This is a genomic window from Nocardia sp. NPDC059236 (genome assembly GCF_042754085.1).
In the GTDB taxonomy this organism is placed as follows: Bacteria; Actinomycetota; Actinomycetes; order Mycobacteriales; family Mycobacteriaceae; genus Nocardia.
The window spans coordinates 26889-50059 of record NZ_JBHZAF010000035.1 but is presented as its reverse complement, the minus strand read 5'-3'; the positions used below and the strand labels follow the sequence as shown (position 1 = coordinate 50059).

Sequence of the window (23171 nt, the reverse complement as noted above, 5' to 3'; positions counted from 1 at the left end):
GAACATCTTCCGTCCGACGCGAAGCGAAAGTATCCAGGCCAGCTTTCAAGATCCTTAACAACCTCATGCGCCCGGCCCGCCCGATCGCACTCGACGATGTCGGGCATCGTCGTTTTGACGCCGTGCTTCCCGTACCAGGCGTCCTGCTGATTGCCCGGGATAGCTGATCAGCAACTCGCTCGACAACACCCGTTCGTTCGTGGTCTCCTCTCGACCGTGACCGAACCCATGTGGGACGCCGCTGTCCTTGTCGGGGTAGCGCAGGTGCTCGGCGACACCGAACACGGATTCACCGGACCCGAAATCGAGGCCCTGCTCAGACTTCTGAACATCCCCGACCCCGGCCGGATAACCAAGTGGAAGCGACTGGAGGCGGCGCTGGCCGCCCGGCAGGCCCACGACAAGTCGCCCAAACGCGTTATCACCTTCATCACCGAGGCGATGAAGCCGGTGCGCTACCGCGACAAGCCGGAGGAGTTCACACGCCGCCAAGACGGACTGAACGAAGTGCTGTCGTTCGTCGGGCTGCGCGTGACCGAGCAGGGCCAGTTGGCCCGCGGTACGGTCGCCACCACCCTGGACGAGGCCAGCAAGAACGCGGCCACACTGCGGGCAGAGCTGCGCCGCCGCCGCACGCACCCGGAAGTGCTGGCCTACTGCACTGTCGAGCTGCTGAAGAAAAGCCACTTCCACGCCGCGCTCGAAGGGACAAAGGGCGTCTTCGACCGCCTGCGCAAGATGTCAGGACAGAGCGGGGATGGAGCGAAACTGGTCGACGCGGTACTGGCGCTCGGCAGCACGGGCACGCCCGTGATCGCCATCAATAGCGGCAGCACGGCAACCGACCGCGATGAGCAAACCGGCTTCGCCAACCTGCTCAAGGGGCTGAACAGCATGTATCGCAACCCCACCGCGCATGACCCGCGGGCGCTCAGAACCTTCCCTGACGACGATCTGCTCGAACTGCTCACGATGCTGTCGATGATCCATCGCCGACTCGACAGCGCCACCGTCACCCCCTGACCACACGACAGCGCGCCCACTTCGGTGCGCAAAACCGGAACCCTTGCAGGCCAGAACGCTGTGGCGGCAGCTCCGCGCCGGGCCGTCGCGCAGGGGCCGGCCAAGGGTGAGAAGTACTCTGCCGTGCAAACCCACGACTCGAGATGGGCCGAGACCCCTGTGGACTTAACCAGTCTGTTCTTGAAAGCGGTTCCGAACGCGACCTCCGCGCCGAGACTTCGGCATCTAGCAGGAGTCCTCGCGTCGAGTTCTATGGTCCTTGCTGCCGCAACGGATTCCGCACCGGTAGATGCAGTCCGCTGGGCATTGCATTCATGCACCGGTTGGGGGACAGGAACGTTGGGCAACCTCGTGTCCTACGTCGCTGCCCACGCTGAAGCAATCGTCGTTCTGTCCTGGGTGTCGATCGTTCTTGCCATCGGCGGGCTGATTCGCGCGGCCCTTGCCGAGCTGAGAACACCGAGCGTGCACGCCGTCGATGATTCCCGTGCGACCTACACCCTGCTTGTCGGAATAGCCTTACTCTGGCAGGCCGGCGGCCCGGGGCGGGCCATCTTCCTGGCCCTCTACATACTTCCGATCATCACTGTGCTGGTGCTCGTCGTCGCGAAACTGGCGATCCCCGCAGCGGTCCGGGCACTCAACCATAAGTATCTGGCGTGGCTCCGGCCCGGAATCGATCGATGGGCGAGCGATCGGAAGCTGGGGTCGCTTCTCTTGGCGCGCTGGCTGTTCACCCAGTCGCAGAAGACCTGGGTCCGTGTCATCGCGAAGATGGCGAGGACCACCGTGTGGTTCGTGGGCTTGTCGGTCGTCCTCCCCATTCTGGTGTTCCGGGTTCTGTTCGGCTATAAGGACCTTCCTTCCGTGAAGGGCGCTCACACCGAGGACACGGGTGAGACCGCGTCGGCGAATACCTCGTCCTCGAACCAAGAAGCGTGGACGATGCTCCGGCAAGCACTCGACATTGAGATCAGCAACGAGGAACAACGCCGCCGGCCTCCCCCGGAAGGCGAAACTGTCGAGCCTGCAGTCGAAGCGAATACCGCTATCGAGAATGGGAGTTCTCGATAGCGGTCCGGGGACACGGTGATCAGTAGTCTTCCCAGATGGTCCGTTCAGGGTTCCATCGCGAGGATCTCTTCGTGGCTGCCAGTGCGCTGAGCACTCGGTTGTAGCAGTGCCCCGCCGCCCGCAGCCCGGCCTCAAGTCCATGATGCTCTGCGGGAAGCGGGCTTTTCCGGGCTTCTTTCGTCCAGCCGTTGTGCCAGTCCTGGCCGGGGCTGATGAGGGTCTCGGGCAGCTGGCGGATTCCACGAAGCACCCGCTCCCGCTCGACTGCTTCGGCGGCCTCGGCCAGATCGATCGGCAGGAACATACTGATCAGAAGGAGATCGACCAGATCGCGGTAGCGGCCCGAAGACCGTTGTGCCACAACCCCGTACAGCTCGTACATCGCGCAGATCTTGTCGGCGATCTGGTCGACGAGGGGGTAGAGCTGCACCGTTGTCTCGGGAGGAAAGTCGGCGGTGTCCACAATTCGGGGGATGCGGTGATGCTCGACAGGGCCGACCAGCGGGCGGCGCCATTCGACGAGGTCGATGCTGAAAGTCTCGAACGCAGTGACCCCGATGCGCGCGGTCACTGTCACCGTCGAGCCCTTGCCGTTGCTCAGCGGGGCCGCTGGGCCGATCTCGAAACGGAACTCGTCGATGTGTTCGCTCACTGCGTGGCGCAGGTCCGCAATCGGATCGGATGTTCGGGACACCGCCATGATGTCGATGTCCTTGCTGTAGCGCGATTCGGGGAGCCGGACCATCATTCCCACGCCGCCCTTGAGAATCCATCCTTGCGGATCGGTAGTGAAGACCCGTGCCAGGAACCGGGACATGACGAAGCGCCGCTTCACAATATTGAACGGCTCCCCAGATATCTTGGCGTGCCTTTTGAGATGGTCGGTGACGCTGTTGCGGACGGCCTGCGGTCCGCGCGAGGGCGTGCTCACGATTCCTCTGTTTCGCCGCCGGGATTGTCATCATCGGTCCCGGGTGCGGGGACCGCTTCGGGAATGCTTCTGGCGTGCAGCAGGAGTGAAGCTGGATCGACAGCTCCTGAGAAGTTGGCGAGGTTTCCACCGCGACTCAGCTCACGCATCGCTGCCCTGGCCGCCTCGCTGGAGGCGACCGTGAACAGGCCAGGATTCGATGCCAGGGCTTGAAGAAGGCTTCTGCGCGCGGCTTCGGTCAGTGCGGAGCGCAGGTTCTGAAAGGCTGCGCTGTTTCCGAACATCCCCGGCCCCACAAGGTCAACACTGAGAGACGTCGGCCGCTGCGACTGTTCGACATTGGAATTTGCGAAGTCAAGCAGCCGTGTCAGGTCTGCCAGGTTGGCACGCTGCGCGAGATCCCGAGTGGTCTCAGGCACCCCGGCCTGCTCGATGAGCGCATCGAGGAAACCCTGCCCGTCCAGGGCACGGTGCCCGTAGGCGAAGGCATGGTCGGCCAGCGCCTCCACCACTTCACTGGTCGAGGCCAGCGACCCCGCGAGCACGTCACGCACCACCGAGGCGAGATGCCCCGCATCAGTGGATTCTGCGGCCAGGTCCCCGATCATGCGGGCGGCGGTGGTAACCGGCAGGCCATCGACGACCTGCCAATCAGAACGGGCCAGGTGGCCACGGTGAATAGTCACGTCCGGCACCGAGAGCCGGATTCGGCGGACCGCAGTCAGTTCCACGACATCGGCATCCATATCGCCCACGCGATGCAGGCCGGCGGCACTGCGATGCGACAGCACCCCAGTAGGTACCTCCTCGTCGAGACGCTCCCAGGCCAGCCGGGCCGGGTCCAACGCGATCCAAGCGACCCGCTGGTCAAAAAGCTCGTCATGAGGGAACCGGGCCAGACGGTACAGGCCATGATGCACCCGCTCCAGCACGCCGGTATCAGCCATGCGCTTGAGCTGCTGAGGGCTGACCCCGGCAGCGGAATTCGCCTGTCTGCTGGTGATCAGCCCCCACTGCTCGGCCGCCACCCCAATCAGCTCAGAGGCGTGACTATTACTGGACATGGCACGATAGTAGCAAGATTTGGCTACTTCTGTGGCATTGAATGTAATTATTGCGCCTACTGCGGCGCCCCGACGGCCCGTCGGCAAGCTCGGCAGCACTGCTGGGGACATCACGACTCCAGACCCCCGCACGGAGTGCGGATTGGTCGTCTCTGTACTGCAAGAACGGGGGTCCCTTTAGGCGGCAGTACTCGTGTTCGGCCATCGTTTCCGAACGCGAACACCTCGCCGTCTAAGTGATCCGAATCGACGACACGTACCTGCGTGCTGTCCAGGAAACGCACATCTGCACCAATTTGGTGTATGGTGGGTGCGTACAACCGCAGAAAGGACTGCCTATGGACATTTTTGCAGGTCACGGTCGCGAACCGCTGACCTCACCAGAGAAGAGCAACCCTCGGGTTAGAGGTAAACCCCTGACCTGAAGGCGCTCGGCGCAGCGCGGTGATCGATCCGCATCATCGGGGTGCCTCGCTCTTCCTGGGGAGCCGGGAAGGAAAAATCATTGAAGAAGCCGGTCAAGGTCAAGGCGGACAAAGGTAAGAAGCCGAAACCCAAGGCGACCAGCAAGCCCCCCGTGCCCGAGTTCTACCTGCACGACTCTCCTGCGGAGAGTGGGCGAGCAAGCATCAGCATCCATCATGAGAACGGCAAAACGACGGCCCAGGGCGAGCTTCCGGCGCGGCACTTGCCCAGTGCGACGGGTTTGATCGTCGGGACCCTCGCGACAGCAACGCCTGCTGCGGTCTTCGGGTTTGCCTGCTACGAAGAATTTCCGGTGCCCGCGACCATCGCAGTCACCGCGATGATGCTCGTGGTCTCGGTGCTCGCCTTCGCGTGGTTGTTCTACATGACGCGTATGCACAGGGCGCCGGCCGCAACACCGTAGGGGTCGGCGACTCGATTGCCGGTGAGGGGCTTCTCTCGGAGCCCCGAAACCCCTCACCGTTTTTTGAAAGGAAGGTCTACACATGGCAGTGAAGGAGGAGGGACGCGCCACCGACCGAGTGTCGGTTACCCAGCGACCGAGCACGACGACGCTGCTGGACGAAATGACTGCGGCATCGAAGATGACCAAGAGCGAGCTGTTCAACGTCGGCATCGACGTTCTGCACTTCGTCTGGAGCATACTGCGCAAGGGAGGGACCATCGGGGTGAAGTTCCCCGGTGATGCCGACTACAGGCCCGTCAACATCTTCATCCCCGGAATGACCAGCGCTACACCCAACCTGGACTGAGCAGGCCACATCGGGGGTAACGAATGGCAGTCTGGCCGACACATCCCGTCGCCGTATGAGCAGACCTGACCGCATGCGCGGTCTGCCCCGACCACCGGGGCTACACGGTACTTCGCAGACACCAGCGCACAGATAGAAGGCCTCGACACGCAACCCGGATAGCACCAATAGATGCGACAACCCCCGGCGGCCGATATCCGCCGGGGGTTGTCGCATCTATTGTGCCGCCCCGAACCCATGTGCCCTAAGGGGCCCTCGGGTCATACTGCCGCTCATGGGGTTTGAAGCTGTGCGGCGGCATTCTCGCGGGGGAAAGAGGGGCGGGGGTTACGTGAGCGGGTACGGCCGCTTCACCGACCGACGCGCGCCCAGGCGGGGGCGCTACATATCGATGTACTTCCACGGCTACCGCAGTGCCTCACCCATCCCGATCCTGTGGGCATTCGGGGTGATCGCGGGCGGTGTGGCCCTGCTGCTGGTCGTGCTGACCCTCACCCACATGGGAACGGCCGTCACGCCGGCCAACACGACTGTGATCACCCCGACCGTCGCACCCGCGCCGCCGACAACCCCACCACAGCCGTGCTTCCCATTCCAGACGTCCTGCTGAGGGTGAACCTCACCCCTGCAGGAGATCGACCAGCACCGGGCACTCAACCGCATGCCATTCTCGGACCAACGGCCGGCGGTCTTCGGCGTCGAGTACGACTTCAGCACGCCATGGCAGGCAGGAGTCACACGCTGTGATCTCGTACGAATTCCCTTCAGGGTCAAAGGCTTCGAAGTCGATCGGCGCAATCGGCGCGTCGTATGTGACCTTGGGACCTCGAACGTAGTCAGCCTCGCCGCCGCTCTCCATCGGAACAGTCTGCACGCCTTGGGTCCAACGCGGCCCGACCGCAACGAAGATAATGACGACTGACCTCACGCAGGAGTCAACACGGGCCCGACAAAATTAGGGTTGACATACTTCTTCGGGCCCGCGTGCTCTGGACGAGGACAGACCGCGGATGTCGGCGCCCGTCCCTATCGTTGGACCATGACCGATATCGCGCCGCTCGCTTCGGCCGCCCGGGCGGTATTCGGTGATCCGGGCGTGCACGCGGTCGTCCGGCGCGGGCGCACCGTGCACGCGGTCAGCCTCGGCCAGTGGGTCGAGGGCGAAGAAGTCCCGGAACTGTTGTGCCGCACCGGTGTCGCGGGCTGGTCTCCGACCGTGCTGGAACCGACGCGGGCGGAGGTCACCTGCGCCCGCTGCCTGCGCAAGCTCGGCGGACCCTCCACCTCGCGGCAGCTTCCGCTGTTCGGCGACGACCCCAACTACGGGTAGCCGACCACGCCCACACCTGCCCATACACGGGTACACACGGGTATGGACAGGTACGGGGCGAGAGGCCGGAACGTCGTCGAGGTCGGGGGCGGCATACCCTCACACAGCGACAACCCCGGGCGGATAGGAGCCGCCCGGGGTTGTCGCTGTTCGAATGGGTTATCGGAGTTATCGGCTGATACCGGTGGAGCTTGGCCGCCCGCGGCTGGTGGTGCGGGCCCGCGGGTGTTCCTGCCCGTTGGAGCGTTCGGGGCGGGTGGTGCAGGCCCGGCTCGCGTTGGCGGCCTGTCCGGCGTTGGCGGCCCGACGTTGGGCGATCTGGTCGTCGCGGGTGGCGACGACGCGCTCGATCTTCGCTGTCCACTGGTCGGTGCGTTCGGCGGCGGCCCGACCGATCTCCCCGGCTTGGCGTGCGCGCCCGTCGACGAGGGCCCGGACGTCTTTCTGGATCTCGGGGTGGACCTTCTCTTCGGCGAGGGCCTGGGCCAGCCGGTCGCGCCGGTCCATGTAGGTCTTGCGGTCGGCGGGCAGGTCACCGGAGCGGGAGCCGCAGGCCACGGTGTAGATGCTGTCGGAGATCGAGGTCACCGCGTACCGCAGTCGGTCATTGCGGTGATCGACAGGGACATCGGCACCCTCGATCACCTCGGCGATGGCCTCACGTGCGGCCGAGGACAGGACCGACGCGGCCTCGCTGATCCGCCCGGCCTCGGCATCAGCCTTGCTGCGCTCGTCGGCGAACAGCAGCTCCGGCAGATTCTCGCGGTCGCGGATGCGGCCGGCGTCGATGTCGTGGAGGGTTTCCGAGAGCTGGCCGCGTTCGATCGCGGCCAGGCCTTTGCCGCTGCTGATCGTCGCCCGCAGTTCGTCGGCGCCGTCGGCGAGCCGGGTGATCCGTTCGTGGAGCTCGTCGGTGACGTGGCCGCTGGGGAGGGTGAAGACCACACCGAAGCGGTCTCGCTCCTCGGCGGTCATGGTGCCCTCGGCGAGGAGGTCGGCCTCGGCGCGCAGCTCGAAGGTGTCGGCGACGTAATCGGTGACCTTCTCGCGGATCTCGTAGCGGTCAACGTATCCGGGCCAGATGTCGAGGTCGGTGGGTTCGCGGTGGGCGATCTTCGTGCCGACCTCGCGCACCTTGTCCTGGTCGGCGGCGGTCATGACCGCGATTTCCTCGGTCACGAACCGTGCGGCGTTCGGGTTGTCGCGGAAGACGTCGAGGACTCGGGGGATGCGCCCGCGGGCCTCTTCGCCGGGGTCGACGAACACCGGGGAGGCCAGCAGATTCGCCTCGCGGGTCTTGCCGCGCAGGTAGTCCACGACGAACTCCACACGGGCCCGGTCGGCCTCGGACAGCTGCGCGCGGCCCAGAGCGGTGGCCAGCCCGAACCGCCGGTCGCTCTCGCTGGTCAGGTGCGCGAGCGGGTCGTCGGGGTCGATCTGGTCGCGCCAGGCCGTGATCGCTTCGGCTACTTGACCCTTCACTGCTGCCCGCAACGGCATCGCGGAGACGATGTCCACCACCGCCGATTCCCGCTGCCACAGCCGATCCGCATCCGCGCGGTCCTGGGCAGCTTGGGCGTCGAAGTCGGGATCGATACGGACGCTGAAGGTTTCGGGGTCGACGACCACACCCCACTGGGCGGCGTAGCGGCCCGTCAATTCATTCAGCGCCTCCTGGGCGATATCGGAGTTGCCGCTCCACAGCATCGCGTCGGAGAACACCGCCACGGTGGCGGGCAGGTTGTGCCAGGGGATCGACTGCAGGCGGGCCTCTGCGGCGGCCTGGTCCTCGCTGTAGCGGGCCCGCAACGCCTCCAACGCGTCCTCGCCTTCGGTGCGGGCGTTGTCGACGGCCTGGGCCAGGGCCACGTCGTCGACACGGGCCTGGTTGGCGGCGACGGTGGCCAGCAGGAACGCGATGCGCTGGTTGTGCCCGTGCGGGGCGATGCCCGGGTTGTCGGCGCGGTCGAGGTCGGCGTAGTGCGCGTCCCAATACGAATCGCGGGACAGCTCGCCCCGGTATTCGCGCAGATGCTCATCGAGGGCGTGTTCGGCCCGCAGCTCCTCGTCCTCCCGGCCGACCTCGCGGGCCTGCTCGACCGCCCGCTCCAGCTCGCTCGCGCGCAGATGGATATCGAGGGTCGAGTCGACGGCCTGGCCGTGGACGGCCTGCACCTGCTCGATCGGCCTGGTGTCGGGCAGGCGCGGCCCCCAGTAGCTGTCGGTGGCCAGCACCTCCCGATGGTCGTCCAGGTGCTTGTCCAACGCTGCTCGGGTCTGGCTCACCTCCCGCTCCAAGCGTTGGACACGCTCGGCGTACTCGGCTTCGAAGTCCTCGCTGTTGGCGGCCGGATCCTGCATATGGATCCCGTAGTCGTAGCTGTGGTCCACCGGAGCACGATCGAGGCTGTCGGTGTAGGCCGTGAGGCGCTCTTCCAGCTCGTCGGCGACGAGGGCCGCCGGCGCGCGCGATTCCTCCTTGGCCAGGACACCGGAAAGAGCGTCGCGCAACTGTCCGCCCTTGATGAGTACGTCGCGGGCGCGGGAGCCATCGCTGGGCCCGACGATGCCGTACTGCTGCAACTGGTCCATCAGCTGGCAGGCTTCGGAGTATCCGATGCGGAGCTTGCGCTGCAACATCGACGTCGAACCGAACTGCGAGCTGACCACCAGTTCGGCGGCTTGCTCGAGTTTGTTGTCGGACATGGGATTTCCTTCTTTCGGGGTGGGGGTGTGCTCCCAGCCGGGACCGGGGTCGGTCACGGTGGTCATCTCGGCGCGGGAGAATCCGCGCCGGGCGGCGGCGTTGAACTGGTGGGCCTCGGTGGCCTTGCGGATCGATTCCTCTTGGGCGGGCGAGGGAACGCGTTTCGGGCCCGCTTTGCGCAGGTCGAACAACTTGGCGAACTTGCCGCCCTCGCGTCTGGGCTTGAGCCAGGCCTGTACGCCCTGCCGGTTGGGGCCCTTGCCCGCCGCTCGGAGTTGGCGGCGGGTCACATACTCGGGCGGGGCCAGCATCCAGTCGAAGACCAGGTCGCCCTTGTTCGGTTCAGCGGTCACTGCCGCAACCTCAGCGCTGGTTGTCGGCGAGAACGCCGAGGCTGGTGAGCCCGAGCTTGGCCGCGTACCGCATCGCGGCGTCGTGGAGGCGCTCGTTGTCGGCGCGCAGGTTGCGGCACTCGACGCGGCGGTCGAGGAGCTGCTCACCGGCGGTGTGCAGGTCGTTGGTGACCACGGTCAGCCGGTTGCGCAGGTGCCGGGCGCGCGCGGCCAGCTCCACGATGACCGCGGCCGGATCGGGGTAGAGATCCGCGATCTCAGGGTTGCGCAGGATGTCGTCGGCGAGCAGATCGACCGGCGACAGCGCGGCGGTGACGTCGCGTGCGGGGCGGATGGTGTTGTCGGACATGGTGTTTCCCTTTCTGGGGTTGTGCCCCCGGAGGTTCCGGGGGCAGGGGTTTTCAGCGGCCTCGGCCGGGGTTGCCTGGGCCTTTGCCGGGGGCGTGGTTGATGCGATGCACGCCCGCGCCGATGTCGGTGCGGCGCGGTTCGTCGCGGAACTTGATCCCGGCCGCCGCGGCGGCGGAGGCGGGTTTGGCCTGTCCGGCATCGGCGGCCAGGTGCTGGGCGATCTGGTCGGCGTCCATACCCTCGGCGCGCAGCTTGGCCTCCAGCCCGGCGCGGCGCTCGGGGCTGTCGTAGGCGACCGGCGCCGGGGTCTGGGGTGCGCGTTTGGCGGCGAGGGCCTCGCGGCGCTGGTCCCACTGATCGGCGATGTGGTTGGCGGTTTTGCCCATGCCGGCGGCCTCACCGGCGGCGGCCCGCACGACAGCGGCGGCCTTGTTGCGCAGCGGCTCGGACACCCCGAGCTGGGCGAGTTTGAGGTCGAAGCGTTCGGCGATGCGGGTCTGTTCGTAGTCGGACAGGCTCGCGCGCCCGGCGGCCATGGCGGCATGGGTGTCGGCGACCTTGGTGAGTTCGTCGCGGGCCCGGCGCACCGTGCCGCGCGGGACAGCGTTGGTGTCGAGGACCTTCTCGACCTCATGGCGGCGCCCGGCGGCGGCCTCGTGGGCGAGCTGCACGCTGCGTTTGGCGTCGGCCTTCGCCCCGGATCGGTCGTCGGCGAACAGCATTTGCGGCAGGTGCTTGTAGTCGCGGGTCACCCCGGCCTCCAGCTCCCGCAGGATCGCCTTGAGCTGGTCCTTCTCCAGCTGGTGCAGACCTTCACCGGCGGTGATGGCGGTGGTGATGTTCTTGCGGTGCTCGCTGATCTGGGTTTCCATCAGCGCGAGGGTCGTGCCTTCGACGATTCCGCCGGCGCGGACCGCGTCGGCCTCGACGAGAGGGGCCAGCTGCACCAGCTGCTGCACGTCGCGGGTGAGCGCGTCGCGGTCGACGTGAGCGGGCCACAGCTTGCCGAAGTGGGCCGCCGGGTTGGCCAGGATGGCCTTGCCGCGGGCTTTGACCTTCTCCTGGTCCTCCGGGGTCAGTACCGACATCGCGTCGTCGAGCTCGGCGCGCGCGGTGGCGGTCATGCGCGTGTTGCCCACCCGCAGCCGGTCCTGCCATCCGCGCAGCAGGTCGTCTACGTGCGGTTTGACCTCCTCGCCCGGGTCGACCAGCGAGACGCCCATCCGGCGCAGCTCGGCGGCAGGGGACACCGCCGAGATCACATCGACCTTCCCGCCGGGGACCTCATCGAGCGGGGCACCGAGATAGGAGGCGACGAATCGGATCTGGCGGCGGGTCTGTTCCCCGACGCCCTTGTCGGCGAGCTTGCGGGTCAGCTCACCCAGACGCGCGGCGCTCGGGTCGGTGTGCCATTTGTGGATCTCGCCGTAGAGCTGCTCTTTGACGCTCTGGTCGAGGTCCTCGGCCGCGACCATCGTGATCATGTGATCGCAGGCGGTCTCGACCCGCAGACTGCGGGCATTCTCGGCCTCCAGGCGGCCGAACTCGGCCATCAGATCCGGCTGTCCCGCCACCTCGGGGGCGTCCGCACCGGTGAGGGGGTCGATGTCGAGGCCGTACCGGTCACGCACATGGGTGCGCAGCAGCGCCAGGGACTGGCGGGCGACTTCGGACTCGCCCGACCAGCCGACCGCCTCGGCGACGGCGTCGGCGAGCTCGCGGCGGTTGAGGTCGGCGAACCCGGCGGCGCGCAGCTTGTTCAGCTTCGCCTCGGCCGCAGCCTGGTCAGCGGCCAGCTGCGCCTCCGCGCGCGCTTTGGCCTCCTGGTCGGCGGCGGCCGCGTCATCGGCTTTCTTGCGGGCGGCTTCGATGCGTGCCCGCACGCGCTCGATGAGCTGCATCATGATGACCCGCAGGAACGCTGACCATTGGCTGGAGATGTGGTCGACGGTGTCGTCGTGGTGGGTCTGGGCGTGCTCGTTGGCGCCGTAGGCGAGGCTCATGTCGGGTCCTTCTTTCTGCAGAGACGAAGCAGCCGAGACGGAATCGGTCTCGGCTGCAGGGTTTTCCGGTGTCCGGGCGGGCCCGGTGGGGGTGAAGGGATCCAGGTGCGGGATCGGCTCCAGATCGCCGATTTCGTGACCGGCGGCGATGTGGTCGGACAGGTCCTTGCCGGTCGCGGCCTGCACGACCCGCACCCGTCCGACTCGGCCGACGAGGCTGGCCATGACCCGCTCGGCGCGGCGGTAGCCGGGCGCGTCCTTGTCGGCGACGATCACGACCGTGCCCGCGCCGCGCAGCCACTCGGCATGTTCGGGACGCCAGGCCAGCGCGCCGCCGGCGTTGGTGGTCGCGACCCGGTTGGCGGCCTCGGCGGCCAGGACGTCCTTCTCGCCCTCGCAGACGTAGACGGTCCGCTGGTCGGCGATGGCTTCCAGGACCTGCGGCAGCCGGAACGGGACCGGCGCGAAACCGGTCTCGCTCCAACCGTTCTCGGTGCGGGCGCGCTGATGGAACTTCTTGTCCCGGCCTCCGGCGAAGCGCGCTTCGTGGCGGATGACCTCACCGGCGGGGCTGCCATCGGCGCGGTCGTAGGTGTAGACAGCGCTCTGGCGCCACGGCGAAACCTGCTGGCCCAGCTCTCTTTTCGGTTTGACCAGGGGAAGCCCGGCGGCATCGATGGCGCGGTCGGCGCGGGTGGGCTGCCGCACCGGGGTGCGCGGTGCACGGGCCCGCCCGGCACCGGGCCCGGCGGTGCGCGGGCGGTCGTACAGGTCGCGGACCTGCATGCCGAGCGTGGCGAGGACTTCACGGTCGTCGCAGCCCGCCCGGCACGAAATCTTGGTCTTCGCCTCGTCCGGCAGGTATTTCGCGATCAGCGACGGGTTGTGCCGTCGGCCGTCGGCCTCGTGGACCGGGCAGTAGAACTTGGTCCACTCCCGCGCCGGGCGGCCCGGGCCCACCGCCTGCTCCAGCGCGGTGGTGATCCGCTCCCACGAACCCTGCGCGGCAGCGTGGGAGGCGGAGTTCGCGAAGGTGGCGCTCACTCCGGGACCTCCCACGCGATTCTGCTGCGGACCGGGCGCGGCTCGGGCACGTAGAACCCGGCGGCGGTGATGTACTCGAACGGGTTGTCGGTGGCCGTGGGCTCATCAGCGTGCTCACCGAAGACCGACTCCGGGGCGGGCGTGCACGGCAGCTTGACCAGCTTGTCGCTGTGTCCGTCAGCGACCGAGCAGTACTTGAACGGGCCCTGAAGGTCGAACAGGCGGTCCATGTGCTGGTCGAAGTGGTCGAGCCACCACTTGGACGGCTCCACCGTCTCGCCCTGGCGCAGCGCCTCGAAGGCCCGCCACATCGCCTTGAACCGGCCCGTGGCCTCGCCGTGGCGCCACCACTCCGGGCACCAGCGCAGCGTCTTCTCACTGCCCGGCTTGGACACCTCACGCCGATAGATCTGCGCGACGTAGTTCTCCACGAAGGCCTTGACGCTGCGGTACTCCTTCTGCGGCGGCTCCGGCTGCTGCTCCTCCTCTTCGTTCTCGGCGACCGGCTCCGGTTCCGGTTCCGGCTCGGGCTCCACGACCGGCGGGTTGAGCGCCAGTTCGGCCTCGTAGATCGCCGTCTGACGCATGCCGGCGACGACCTCGGGGGTGAGCATGTCCGCGACCACGCCCTCGGCGATCTCCTTGGCCTTCGCACCGATCTGCCCGGTGACGGCCTTGCGGATCGCGCCTTCGAGCAGCTCGCCCAGGTCCTCGGCCGGGATCACCTGAGCGGCGAGGGCCTGAGCGTCGTTCTCGGCAGTCACGGCCCCGTTGGCCACGGGCTCAGGGGTGGTGTTTTCGGTGGTGGTCATGCGGTTTTGCCTTCCTCGTCGTCGGTCCAGGACGGCAGCGCGTGCAGGTGCGGGCGCTGCTCGACCGGGCTGGTGTTGTCGAGTTCGTCGAGCACGGCCTTGATCTGGGCCGCGTAGGGGCGGTCCCACCACGGGACGGGCTCGGCCAGGACCGGGCGGTGACCGTGGATGAACAGCACGACCCGGCCCACAGGCAGGGCGGCGAGATCGCTGGAGTGCAAGGTGGTTTCGCTGGTGCGCTGGGTGCTCGTCGAGTTCGAGGACCCGGACTTGCTGCTGCTGTGGGAGGTGGAGGCCAGCAGCTCGTAGTGCGGGCCGATCAACTCGGAGCGGTCCCGCAGGAACGCCGCGTCGTCCAGGCCGGGACCCAGCACCTTGACGTTGGCCGCCGACCACAGCGCGGTCATGCCGTCGGCACCCCAGCACCGCACACCCTGGGCCCAGGACTGCAGCACGGTCATCACGACCAGGCCGCGCGACCCGAAGTGGGAGTACTGCTTGGGCAGGTCCTTCCAGCGCACGATGTTGGCGGCCTCGTCGAGGACCAGCAACAGCGGCACCGGCAGCCGCCCGCGCGGGTGCTTGCCGCCCTCGGTCGCGCCGGCGTCGGCGATCGCCGCGCACAGCGCGGTGACCAGCGGGCCCGCGGAGCCTTCGTCTTCCATCGACAGCGGGTAGAGGGTGTCGCGCGAGCGCACGAACGCCTCCACATCGAAAGCGCGACGCGGTTTCTCACCCTCGACAGGCGGGGTCACCCACGGGCGGATGTCCTCGAACTGCAGGCACATCGCCATCTTCTTCGCGGTCGAGAAGACACCGCCGCGCTGTTCGACCGGGCTGCTGTACTGGTCCGACAGCGCTGAGGAGACCAGCGGGAATCCGGCGTTGTGCAGGATCTCGACCGGCTCGTCGTTGTCGAGCTTGGTCACCCACTGGAACACCTGCGTGATCGGGCGTTTGGCCACCGCGCACGCCAGGATCAGCGCCGCCAGCAGGCTGCGGGCCTCGGGATCGAAGAACGCGTCGCGCTGTCCGGAGTCGTCGTCATCGGCGAACCGGCCCGCCAGCTGCACCGCACGCCGCTGCACACCCGCCGGGCGGCCATCACCGAACACCCACGCGATCGGATCCCAGTACCAGGTGCATTCCTCGCCAGCGACGCCCTGCGGGTCGAACACGTGCACGTCACCGACCTGTTTACGGGCCGCGCGGGTCGCGTCCACGACGTCACGTTTGTTCGAGGTGGCCACCACCGCGCCGGGTGCGTCCAGCACCGCCGGAATCACCCGCGAGCTCGACTTACCGGTACGCGGGCCCCAGATGTCGAGGTGCAGGTCCTCGTAGGAGCCGTAGATCTCACGCCCGTCGAGCACCGCCCGCGCCACCAGCACACCCGGCGCGTCGCCGTCGTTCAGCTGCACCTTCAGATCGGCAGCCTTGGCCGCACGGGCAGCGGCGGTGAGGTCGTCGAGCTCGTGACCGCGACCCATGTAGCGGGCCTGCGTGTCGATCGCGGCAGGCTTGATCGGCTTGAGCGCCAACGCCTTCGGAGCCTTCGCGGGCTTCCCGTTCTTACGCTGGGCCGCCTTCTCGTTCTTGCGTGACTGGGCCTTGGCCTTGAGCTGGCGGCACTGCTCGCAGGCCGCACGCCACGCGACGACCGAGCCGACCACACCGGCGACGGTCGAGACCGCGACCGTTCCCAGCCCCGCCCACGCTTCGGGCGACCAGGTCAGGGACTGCTCGGCGAACAGGTGCCAGCCCAGGGCGGCGGGGTTCTTGAGCGGCACGTCCTGGGCGGGTCCGCCGAACACCGGCGCCAGCCACACCGACAACCCCGCGGCCTCGACCAGGGTCGGGACACCGACCGCGACACCAGCAGCGACGCAGACCTCGCGCCACTCCTGATCCATTTCCTTACCGGGGGCTTTAACACTGCGGTCCATGGCTATGCCACCTCCAGAGCAGCGGCGATGCGCTCGCCGAACCAGCGGGCGACGTTGACCGAGACGGCGTTGCCGATCTGGGCTCGGACCTCGTCGATATAGCGGCGCTTGCCGTTCTTGATCACCGGCACGGACTTGCCGTGGAAGACGTAGTCCTCCGGAAAGCCCTGCGCGCGTGCACGTTCGCGGTTGTTCAGCAGCCGCCGGTAGACGCCGGCGTCGGTGACGGTCGCGATGCCGTGGTGATTGCCGCCCGCGGTCACGGTCGCCAGCTGGTGCTGGTCAGCACGCCGGGCGCGGCCGTGATTGCGGTACACCGTCAGGTGCGGCACGTTCGGGACCGCGATCTCGGCGACCTGGGCGGCGACGTAGCCGTGGCTGGTCTTGAGCTCGCCCAGGTCGGGGTCGAGGATCGCGGTCGCGGGGGTGCGCGGCCCGGGAGTGACCTCCAGGTTCACGTCGCCGTGGCGGGTGAAGACCGCATAGAAGCGGATCCGGTTCTGCGCCACCGGGTTCGGGCCGACATCGGCGCTGTTGAGGGTGACGACCTGGTGCTTGTAGCCCAACGCGGTCATGCCGTCGAGCCACCAGCGGTACATCACGCCGCGCCCCCAGTTCATGAACTCGGGGACGTTCTCGACGATCACCGCGTCGTAGGCGTGCACCTCGGTCGCGGCGATGACCGCGAAAGCCGTTGCGCGGTCGATCGATCCCTCATCGGCGCGGCGCAGCTCGGCCTGCACCGGCGGCTGCTTACGGCCACCCGAGCGGGCATGCCACACACACGACGGGGAGATCCAGGCGATATCGGTGCGCGGGAAGGACCGGAAATCGGTCTCCGACAGATTCGCCAGGCGGTGCTCGGTGTCGGGGTGGTTGGCCTTGTGCGTGTCCACCGCCGTCTGCCAGTGATTGGCGGCGATCAGCACGTCGTATCCGGCCTGGCGCAGCCCTTCCGAGCTACCGCCGCCACCGGCGAACAGATCCGTAGCGGTGAGCCCGTTCATCGGGTCACCTCCGGAGCGGGCGCGGCGTCCGAGCGCATCGCGCAGAACGGGGCGCAATCGCCCAAAGTCGTGGGGACGGTGGACGATCCGTCGCTGAAGTGCGCGGTGCTGACCGCCACAGCGATCAGGGCCGCCGCCACCGCCGCGAGGAACACGCCCCACAGCAGGACACCGACCGCAGGCACGGCCAGCACGACCGGGACGTAGATGTCGACTACGCGGCGGGCCATCACGCCACCTCCAGCGCGGCGCGACCGGGAAGGGTCACCTCGGTGAGAGCGGCGGCCCGGTGGCGGGCCCGCGGGGTGCCGAGGCGCTCCATCACGGCAGCGGTGGTCAGGCACTCCATGTCCGGCGCGTAGACGTGCATGCTCTCGCGGTCGAGCACCTCATCCACCAGCACCTGCATCGAACGCAGCTCGGCCTGAAGCCGCGCCACCTCGGCAGTCAGCCCAGCGACCTGCGCCGCACTGAAGTCGGCGGCCGGCGCACCCGGGCGGGGCGGGTGCAGGATCAACTGTCGAAGGTTCATCACGCCGCGCCCTCGTCAGAGGTGCTGATAGCGGTGTCGGCCGCCATCGGCTGCGCCAGGCCCAGAACCTCACGCTGGTCGACATGGATGTGACCGGACGGCATCCGCCAGCCGGTCAGCCGTCCCTGCGCGATCCAGCGGCGAAGGGTCCGCGGGTGCATGCGCACCAGTGCCGCGCCTTCTGCCAGCCGGATCAGGTTCCCTGTCGCCTCGACTTCCCTGCTCGTGTGCTGTTGTGTCACGACATGTCCTCACTACTCATACCTACTGATACCTATGACCTAGTACAGCAAGAAAGGTCATACCAAGTCAATAGGTATGAGTGGTATGAGACTGGGTCATACCGGGTCACTTACTCTTGCTTCATGACCAAACGACCCGGACGTCCGCGATGGCAGCAGCTAGCAGACGACCTTCGACAGCAGGTCAGCTCAGGTACCTACGCTGCAGGCGACCAGCTGCCCTCCAAGACAAGCCTCGCCGAACAGTGGGAGGTCTCCGTCAACACCGTCGAGCGAGCCCTGTCCGAACTCCGCGACGAGGGCCTCGTCGAGACCTTCCACGGTCTCGGCAGCTTCGTCCGGTCGGCGACAGAGCCTGACACCGCCAGCGGCGACGAGCTCGAGGATCTGCGCGACCGGGTCGCTCGACTCGAAGCCCAGATGGAGGAACGGGTCGCCCGCCTCGAAACGCAGATGGAGGAGGTCTACTCCAACCTCAGTCTCGAGCACTCGCCCGCCTCCGATACCTCGATCCAGGAGGCAGGGTGAACGTCAGTCGTCTCCCGCAGAGCCCTGGCACTGTCACAGGACTGCACACGAGGCGATCGAGCTACCAGCCCGACTACCGCTCGATCGCGAGAAACCGTGTGGCGCTGGCCAGATCAGCCGCTGGGCTGTCTCCGAAAGCCTTCGCCGAAGCGCTGAGCCGACTCGTCGGCCGTGACATCAAGCCTGGACATGTCACGTCGTGGGAGTCGAGCACCACCCCACCCGGCGATGTCCTGCTCGCCGTCGGTGCCCTCGCACCCATGGCGAGCAGTCAAATCGGGGTCCGCTCACACAAGTTCATCGCCATGCACATCGGAGCCGCCGCTGCGAAGCGGCTCAGCACCGAGCTCGGTATGGAACAGATGACCGGGTACCTCGGCAAAACACCCTGTTGGGCTGTAGGCATGGAAGACGCCGGCGACGAGTGCACCCTCCATGTCTGGCCCTGGGGTACTGCGATCATCCACCTCGTCGAGGACCTTGAGGTGCCTGATGTGACCACTCTGGCCATCTGGCGATACCGGTCCTACACGGAGAACCTGGAGTGGGCCAGCGCCCAACTCAGCAGCCTCACCGGCGAATCCGTCCAGGCCTCCTACGTGCTCAGCCTCTACTGGGTGTACTCGGCTCCCTGGGTCGGCACCATGCTCGACACTGGGCTGCGCCTGATCTGCGCCCCCCGCATTCTCGTCGACCACGACCTCGAAGACCTGGCCGCTGCACAGGTCAACGGCGAGCGCGTCGAACAGGAACTCTTCTCCACCGGATATCACCCGCAGGAGATGAAATCGTTTAGCACCCCAGGAGTCTCGGGCGCCTGGTCGAGCTGGTCCGGCGTCGTCTACCACCCACACGACCCCCTGCGAGCACTGCCCGAACAGGACCTCGTCGCACTCGAGATCGGCCTACAAGCCGTGTGGGCACTGACCGCCCACATCAACGAGCAGGTCGAAAACGGCTCAGATCCGCAGATCTTCGACAACTACGGGTACGGATTCCTACGCGCGGCCCGCTCGGTACTGCTTACGCCTCGGCCCCAGGAGACTGGACAGCACCAGGCGATGCGCGACGCGATCGTGTCCACCAGCGGCCTGCCCGAACAACTCAGCGTCGCCATGGAAGCACTCAAGGAGGCAGGGCGATGACGCTCTCACTTGATAAGGCGGCCCTGCTGGTCGTCGACGCCCAAAACGGTTTCGTCAATGAGCATTCCGCGCCTGCAGTCCCAGTGATCCTCGATCTGGCCACCCGCTGGGCCGACACAGGGCGACCGACCATCTTCACCCGATACTGGAACTATGAGGGCTCCCCTTACGAGACCTTGATCGGCTGGCGAGCCCTCTACGGCCCGCCCGAGACTGACATCGTCGAGGAGCTGGTACCGCTCACATCACGCGCCGGCGCTCAGATCCTGGACAAGAAGACGTACACCGCGCTGACCGACGAGGGACTGGCCTTACTCGATCAGTTGGAAGTCACCGACCTCGTCATCTGCGGAATCGCCACGGACGCATGTGTCTTGAAGACCGCGCTCGACGCCTTCGAGCGCGGGTACATCCCGTGGGTAGTGCGAGATGCAGTGGCCTCCAACGCAACTCGTCACCCTGCGCAAGAGGTCCACAACTCAGCCCTGCTGCACATCTCACGCCTCGTGGGGGCCAGTCAGCTCATCGAGGCCCGTGATGTTCGGGCCGCAATCGAAACTGCGCCTGCGACATGAGCACTCGGCCTCGAACTTCCGCAATTACTCACGAACTATCGGCGCGCCTCCCACTTTCTCAGCCAGGAAAGTACTAGTACTTGCTGTCATGGCTAGAGAGAAGCTCCCCGCCACGAAACCTGTCGGCACGAACCTCTCGCACGAAGTCATCGACGCCTTAGATGCGGCCGTCAGTGCGCGAGGACTGAGTAAGCGAGCACTGCTGGAGATTGCGCTGAGGCGCGAGCTGGGCCTGCCCGAATATCCCGGAGTTCGTGACCCGAACCAAGAATCGCTTCCGATGTCAGCCTGAGTTGCTAGTCGCGTGCTGATGACGCGCGGAAACTGACCCCAAAATTGCGAAGGCCCCCAGCGCCAACTGGGGGCTCTTCAGGACCCTGATAGGACCACGCTTTTGCGAAGCGGTTCTCAGGGTAGCAAGGCCGTACGTCTGCAACAAAGGATCGCAGCCGGTGTAGCCGGTCACGATTTTGCGGATGTCTCGGTCGGGCTGCCCTCTCGTGTATCTGGACGAGGTTGCACCTCCTCCCCTGTCCGGCGCCGCCGCTGCGGCCTCAGGCCGATGGCTGCGTTGTTCGCGCTGCCGCCACTGCGACTCGAGTTGCCCGAGGACGCCTACAAGGACGTCCCATCGTGCTGGTGGTCGCGCCGGCGATGGGTCGCTGTCGGCCTGGCCCTCTACGACGAGCTCTACCACGAGCTGCGCGCCACACTGCGCGCCCCCAGCGTGAAGCGCTCCACCTTCCTGGCCTGGCTGATCGCAGAGTCCCAGTGCGCCAACATCATCGACGGCCGCGGATGCCGCCCCTCGGTGCGCCACCTGGCCAAAGTGATGGAACGCAGCCCCCGCACCGTGAAACGCTGCCGCGAGCTGGGCAGGCTCATGGACCTGCGCCAGGTGGTCTTCCGGGGCCGACACCGCACCAAGGCCGAACGCCTGGAGGGCTGGGAGCGCGAAGACCGGTACCGCGGCTGGACGGCCGTCGCCGCCCTTATCGAGTCACCCGCTTACTCACACCTTGTGGATAACCAGGTAGTGGAAACCCTTCTCCAACAGGACTTTGTCACCCCTCTGCCACGAAGTGGCGGTTCCCTTTTTCTGTTACGAGAGACGGTGGTCTCTTCCACCAAGAACGTGAGGGAAAGACGCGCTCCGCGCGGCATCGACAAGAAAGGGCCGCGCAAGAAATCGACCCGAGCCTACGATCCCGAGGCCCTACTGCTGGCCTCCAGGATCAAAGCCGACGCGCGATTCCCGTCCTGGGTACGACGGATGCCCACCCAGGGCCTGGCGGCCGTGGTGACCAAACGAGCACTGGCCCGATGGACCGCCGACGACGTGTACATGGCGCTCAACGACGTCACCATCGCGGGCAAACGCATCTTCGACCGGCCCGACAACCCATACCGCTACCTGGCCTGGCTCCTCGGCCACACCCCGATCGACGCACCGCCGGCCGCGCTGGACCGCGCCCGCGAAGCCGAGATCGAGCAGGCCGAACGCCAGCACCGGGCCCGCCAGCGCGAGGAAGCCCGGGCCGCGGCGATGGCGGCAGCGGGGCCGGACTCCCCCGGTCGGCGTGAGGCCATGCGGTACAGCCGAGCGATCGGCGCGGGCGCCACCAGCCGGGCCGCCGACCGGGCACGCGCGGCCGAGTACGCCCGTCGCCAGCTCGCCCAGCAGGCCCGCGACGGTTCGTCGGTGACCTGAGTTCCCCGCGTGTGAGCACGCGAGTAGGGATCGCACCGCGTGCTAGCTAGGTGCGCTAGCAGACCTAGCTAGCCCGTGTTTGTGCAGCTCAGGGCGTTAGCAGCCCTTGCGGTCAAGGTATTCGCGTAGCGCCTGGTCTGTGATGGAGGCGATGGAGATCGACCGGTCTCCGGTCTCGTAGCGCAGCTTGTCGACGGCGCGGCCCAGGCGCTCCTTGGTAGAGGGCCGGATGCGGACGTTGTGCTGCTCGATCAGTCGTTCCTGGAGCGGAGTTGCTGGCGCTGGGGCCGCCATCGACGGGGCCTGCACGGTCAGCGCGGGCCCCGTCGATGGCTCCGGCTCTGCTGCAGGCGCAGCTGCTGCGGGCTTCTCGGGGATGTCGTCGGCGGGATGGTGGCGTTGGATCGCGGGCTTGCGGTTCACGGCGTTCATGCGGGCACCCCTGCCGGGAGTCCGAGCTCGCGGGCGAGGTCGGTGTAGGCGACCTGCAGCGAGAGGGCCTTGCCACCCCGGAATTCGTGCATGGGCCTGGATTCGGAGTGGGCGTCCTCGCGGGCTCCGAGGTCCTGGATCTTCGTGCGGGCGACCAGGCCGCCGTTCTCGCCGAGGGTCCCGTACGCCTCGCGCAGCTCGGGCTCACGGCTCAGGTGCTCGCCGCGGGCCTTGAACTTGGAGATGACGATCGCGCCGATTTTCAGGCGCGGATTCGGCCGGCGCTGCACGCGCTGGATGGTGCGCTCGAGCTCGCTGACTCCTTTGAGGCTGTCGCGGCTGGCCTCGGTGACGATGAGGACCTCATCGGCGACTGTCAGCGGCGCGAACAGCAGCGTGCCGAGTGTCGGCGGGCAGTCGAACAGCACGACGTCGTAGGCGGACAGGTCCACGCCCTCGAACGCCATGTCGAGCCGCCACACCACATCGGAGTTGCCGGACTCCGCGACCGTGCCCAGCTCGATGTCGGCGGGGGCGATGTCGACGCCGTCCCATTCCGAGGCCACGACTACGTCGACCAGGTCGCCGGTTTTGACGCCGCGGTCGAACAGGTCCGCGACCGTCTTCTGCTCGGCCTCGACTTCGACGCCCACCCCGCCGGTGGCGTTGCCCTGGGGGTCCATGTCGATGATCAGCACTCGCCCGCCGGCGTGTTTGATCGCGCTGGCCAGACCCAGAACGGTCGCGGTCTTCCCCACGCCGCCCTTTTGATTCGCAATCACGAGCCGCCGAGGCTGACTCCGCTCGCTGTCGATGCTCACGAAGCGAACCTAACACCACTAGCAAGCATCCTTAGCAGGCGAAACACGCCTAGCTATGCATGCTAGGCGTGCTAGCTAGCAGCTGGCGCAGCAGCGACGGCGGGTTGTCGATGATGACCAGGTCGTAGTCGCCGCGTCACCCGGCCGCCAGCGATTCCCCACAGAACCGGGCCCCTCACGCTCCCGCCCAGATTCCGCGCGGCCCCCGAGCTTGCTGTCCGAGATGGACAACGTCGGCCCCCGGCAGACGCGCGACCCCCGCGCACCCCAGTGGGGACGCTCGACCGCGAGAAAAACGTTAC

At 67.1% G+C, this 23171-nt stretch carries 24 protein-coding genes; 10 read left to right on the top strand and 14 right to left on the bottom strand.

Annotated elements, in window-relative coordinates:
* The first annotated feature begins 216 nt into the window (after nt 1–216).
* Together ACFXIV_RS45275 and ACFXIV_RS45270 are read left to right on the top strand one after the other, a co-directional pair.
* Nucleotides 217–1023, top strand: coding sequence for a TIGR02391 family protein (locus ACFXIV_RS45275; protein ID WP_379403606.1), 807 nt, complete (start codon nt 217–219; stop codon nt 1021–1023).
* Nucleotides 1024–1362: 339 nt separating this feature from the next.
* Complete coding sequence (locus ACFXIV_RS45270; protein ID WP_379403607.1) at nt 1363–2097, top strand: hypothetical protein; 735 nt, start codon at nt 1363–1365, stop codon at nt 2095–2097.
* A 19-nt stretch (nt 2098–2116) separates the two neighbouring features.
* On the opposite strand, the gene ACFXIV_RS45265 is transcribed toward ACFXIV_RS45270, so the two are convergent.
* Both ACFXIV_RS45265 and ACFXIV_RS45260 read right to left on the bottom strand, forming a co-directional pair.
* Complete coding sequence (locus ACFXIV_RS45265; protein WP_379403608.1) at nt 2117–3028, bottom strand: nucleotidyl transferase AbiEii/AbiGii toxin family protein; 912 nt, start codon at nt 3026–3028, stop codon at nt 2117–2119.
* Complete coding sequence (locus ACFXIV_RS45260) at nt 3025–4092, bottom strand: type IV toxin-antitoxin system AbiEi family antitoxin domain-containing protein (protein ID WP_379403609.1); 1068 nt, start codon at nt 4090–4092, stop codon at nt 3025–3027. The genes ACFXIV_RS45265 and ACFXIV_RS45260 overlap by 4 nt, the downstream gene beginning before the upstream one ends.
* Nucleotides 4093–4597: 505 nt before the next feature.
* Between ACFXIV_RS45260 and ACFXIV_RS45255 the strand changes: the two genes are divergently transcribed.
* The 3 genes from ACFXIV_RS45255 (at nt 4598) to ACFXIV_RS45245 (ending at nt 5940) form a co-directional block, all read left to right on the top strand.
* Nucleotides 4598–4981 carry a hypothetical protein gene (locus ACFXIV_RS45255; RefSeq protein ID WP_379403610.1) on the top strand — a complete coding sequence of 128 codons (384 nt, stop codon included), beginning with the start codon at nt 4598–4600 and terminating at the stop codon, nt 4979–4981.
* 82 nt (nt 4982–5063) lie between these two features.
* The gene (locus ACFXIV_RS45250) at nt 5064–5330 is read left to right on the top strand and encodes a hypothetical protein (RefSeq protein ID WP_379403611.1); all 267 of its coding nucleotides are present in this window, start codon (nt 5064–5066) and stop codon (nt 5328–5330) included.
* Between the two features lie 331 nt (nt 5331–5661).
* Nucleotides 5662–5940, top strand: coding sequence for a hypothetical protein (locus tag ACFXIV_RS45245; RefSeq protein WP_379421464.1), 279 nt, complete (start codon nt 5662–5664; stop codon nt 5938–5940).
* Between the two features lie 9 nt (nt 5941–5949).
* Here ACFXIV_RS45245 and ACFXIV_RS45240 read toward each other — a convergent pair whose 3' ends face one another.
* A complete protein-coding gene (locus tag ACFXIV_RS45240) occupies nt 5950–6189 on the bottom strand; it encodes a hypothetical protein (protein ID WP_379403613.1) in 240 nt (79 codons plus the stop codon).
* 180 nt (nt 6190–6369) lie between these two features.
* Here ACFXIV_RS45240 and ACFXIV_RS45235 point away from each other — a divergent pair, with 180 nt between their 5' ends.
* On the top strand, nt 6370–6660 hold the full coding sequence (locus tag ACFXIV_RS45235; RefSeq protein ID WP_379403614.1) for a hypothetical protein: 291 nt from the start codon (nt 6370–6372) through the stop codon (nt 6658–6660).
* 168 nt (nt 6661–6828) lie between these two features.
* Here the strand turns inward: ACFXIV_RS45235 and ACFXIV_RS45230 are convergent, their stop codons facing one another.
* Genes ACFXIV_RS45230 through ACFXIV_RS45190 form a run of 9 tightly spaced genes read right to left on the bottom strand, consistent with a single transcriptional unit; the run spans nt 6829 to nt 17657 of the window.
* Nucleotides 6829–9720: a DNA translocase FtsK gene (locus tag ACFXIV_RS45230; protein ID WP_379403615.1), complete on the bottom strand. Its 2892-nt coding sequence runs from the start codon at nt 9718–9720 to the stop codon at nt 6829–6831.
* Nucleotides 9721–9730: 10 nt separating this feature from the next.
* Nucleotides 9731–10069: a hypothetical protein gene (locus ACFXIV_RS45225; RefSeq protein WP_379403616.1), complete on the bottom strand. Its 339-nt coding sequence runs from the start codon at nt 10067–10069 to the stop codon at nt 9731–9733.
* 52 nt (nt 10070–10121) lie between these two features.
* Nucleotides 10122–13118, bottom strand: coding sequence for a toprim domain-containing protein (locus ACFXIV_RS45220; protein ID WP_379403617.1), 2997 nt, complete (start codon nt 13116–13118; stop codon nt 10122–10124).
* Nucleotides 13115–13930, bottom strand: coding sequence for a DUF4913 domain-containing protein (locus ACFXIV_RS45215; RefSeq protein ID WP_379403618.1), 816 nt, complete (start codon nt 13928–13930; stop codon nt 13115–13117). The genes ACFXIV_RS45220 and ACFXIV_RS45215 overlap by 4 nt, the downstream gene beginning before the upstream one ends.
* The gene (locus ACFXIV_RS45210; protein WP_379403619.1) at nt 13927–15876 is read right to left on the bottom strand and encodes a type IV secretory system conjugative DNA transfer family protein; all 1950 of its coding nucleotides are present in this window, start codon (nt 15874–15876) and stop codon (nt 13927–13929) included. Before ACFXIV_RS45210 ends, ACFXIV_RS45215 begins: the two co-directional genes overlap by 4 nt.
* 2 nt (nt 15877–15878) lie before the next feature.
* The gene (locus ACFXIV_RS45205) at nt 15879–16883 is read right to left on the bottom strand and encodes a DNA cytosine methyltransferase (RefSeq protein WP_379403620.1); all 1005 of its coding nucleotides are present in this window, start codon (nt 16881–16883) and stop codon (nt 15879–15881) included.
* Nucleotides 16880–17113 (bottom strand): hypothetical protein, encoded by a 234-nt coding sequence (locus ACFXIV_RS45200; RefSeq protein ID WP_379403621.1) that lies wholly within the window; start codon nt 17111–17113, stop codon nt 16880–16882. Before ACFXIV_RS45200 ends, ACFXIV_RS45205 begins: the two co-directional genes overlap by 4 nt.
* Nucleotides 17113–17415, bottom strand: a complete 303-nt coding sequence (locus ACFXIV_RS45195) for a hypothetical protein (RefSeq protein WP_379403622.1) — start codon at nt 17413–17415, stop codon at nt 17113–17115. Before ACFXIV_RS45195 ends, ACFXIV_RS45200 begins: the two co-directional genes overlap by 1 nt.
* Entirely contained in the window at nt 17415–17657 is a 243-nt protein-coding gene (locus ACFXIV_RS45190) for a hypothetical protein (protein ID WP_379403623.1), read from the bottom strand. Before ACFXIV_RS45190 ends, ACFXIV_RS45195 begins: the two co-directional genes overlap by 1 nt.
* 123 nt (nt 17658–17780) lie before the next feature.
* Here ACFXIV_RS45190 and ACFXIV_RS45185 point away from each other — a divergent pair, with 123 nt between their 5' ends.
* From ACFXIV_RS45185 to ACFXIV_RS45170, 4 genes are all read left to right on the top strand, one after another.
* A complete protein-coding gene (locus ACFXIV_RS45185) occupies nt 17781–18185 on the top strand; it encodes a GntR family transcriptional regulator (RefSeq protein WP_379403624.1) in 405 nt (134 codons plus the stop codon).
* A gap of 260 nt (nt 18186–18445) precedes the next feature.
* Nucleotides 18446–19330, top strand: a complete 885-nt coding sequence (locus ACFXIV_RS45180) for a hypothetical protein (protein ID WP_379421463.1) — start codon at nt 18446–18448, stop codon at nt 19328–19330.
* Nucleotides 19327–19905 carry an isochorismatase family cysteine hydrolase gene (locus ACFXIV_RS45175; protein ID WP_379403626.1) on the top strand — a complete coding sequence of 193 codons (579 nt, stop codon included), beginning with the start codon at nt 19327–19329 and terminating at the stop codon, nt 19903–19905. Before ACFXIV_RS45180 ends, ACFXIV_RS45175 begins: the two co-directional genes overlap by 4 nt.
* A 562-nt stretch (nt 19906–20467) precedes the next feature.
* Nucleotides 20468–21616 carry a hypothetical protein gene (locus ACFXIV_RS45170; RefSeq protein WP_379403627.1) on the top strand — a complete coding sequence of 383 codons (1149 nt, stop codon included), beginning with the start codon at nt 20468–20470 and terminating at the stop codon, nt 21614–21616.
* A 96-nt stretch (nt 21617–21712) separates the two neighbouring features.
* On the opposite strand, the gene ACFXIV_RS45165 is transcribed toward ACFXIV_RS45170, so the two are convergent.
* Nucleotides 21713–22048: a hypothetical protein gene (locus ACFXIV_RS45165; RefSeq protein ID WP_379403628.1), complete on the bottom strand. Its 336-nt coding sequence runs from the start codon at nt 22046–22048 to the stop codon at nt 21713–21715.
* Entirely contained in the window at nt 22045–22869 is an 825-nt protein-coding gene (locus ACFXIV_RS45160) for a ParA family protein (protein WP_379403629.1), read from the bottom strand. The genes ACFXIV_RS45165 and ACFXIV_RS45160 overlap by 4 nt, the downstream gene beginning before the upstream one ends.
* Nucleotides 22870–23171 lie beyond the last annotated feature (302 nt).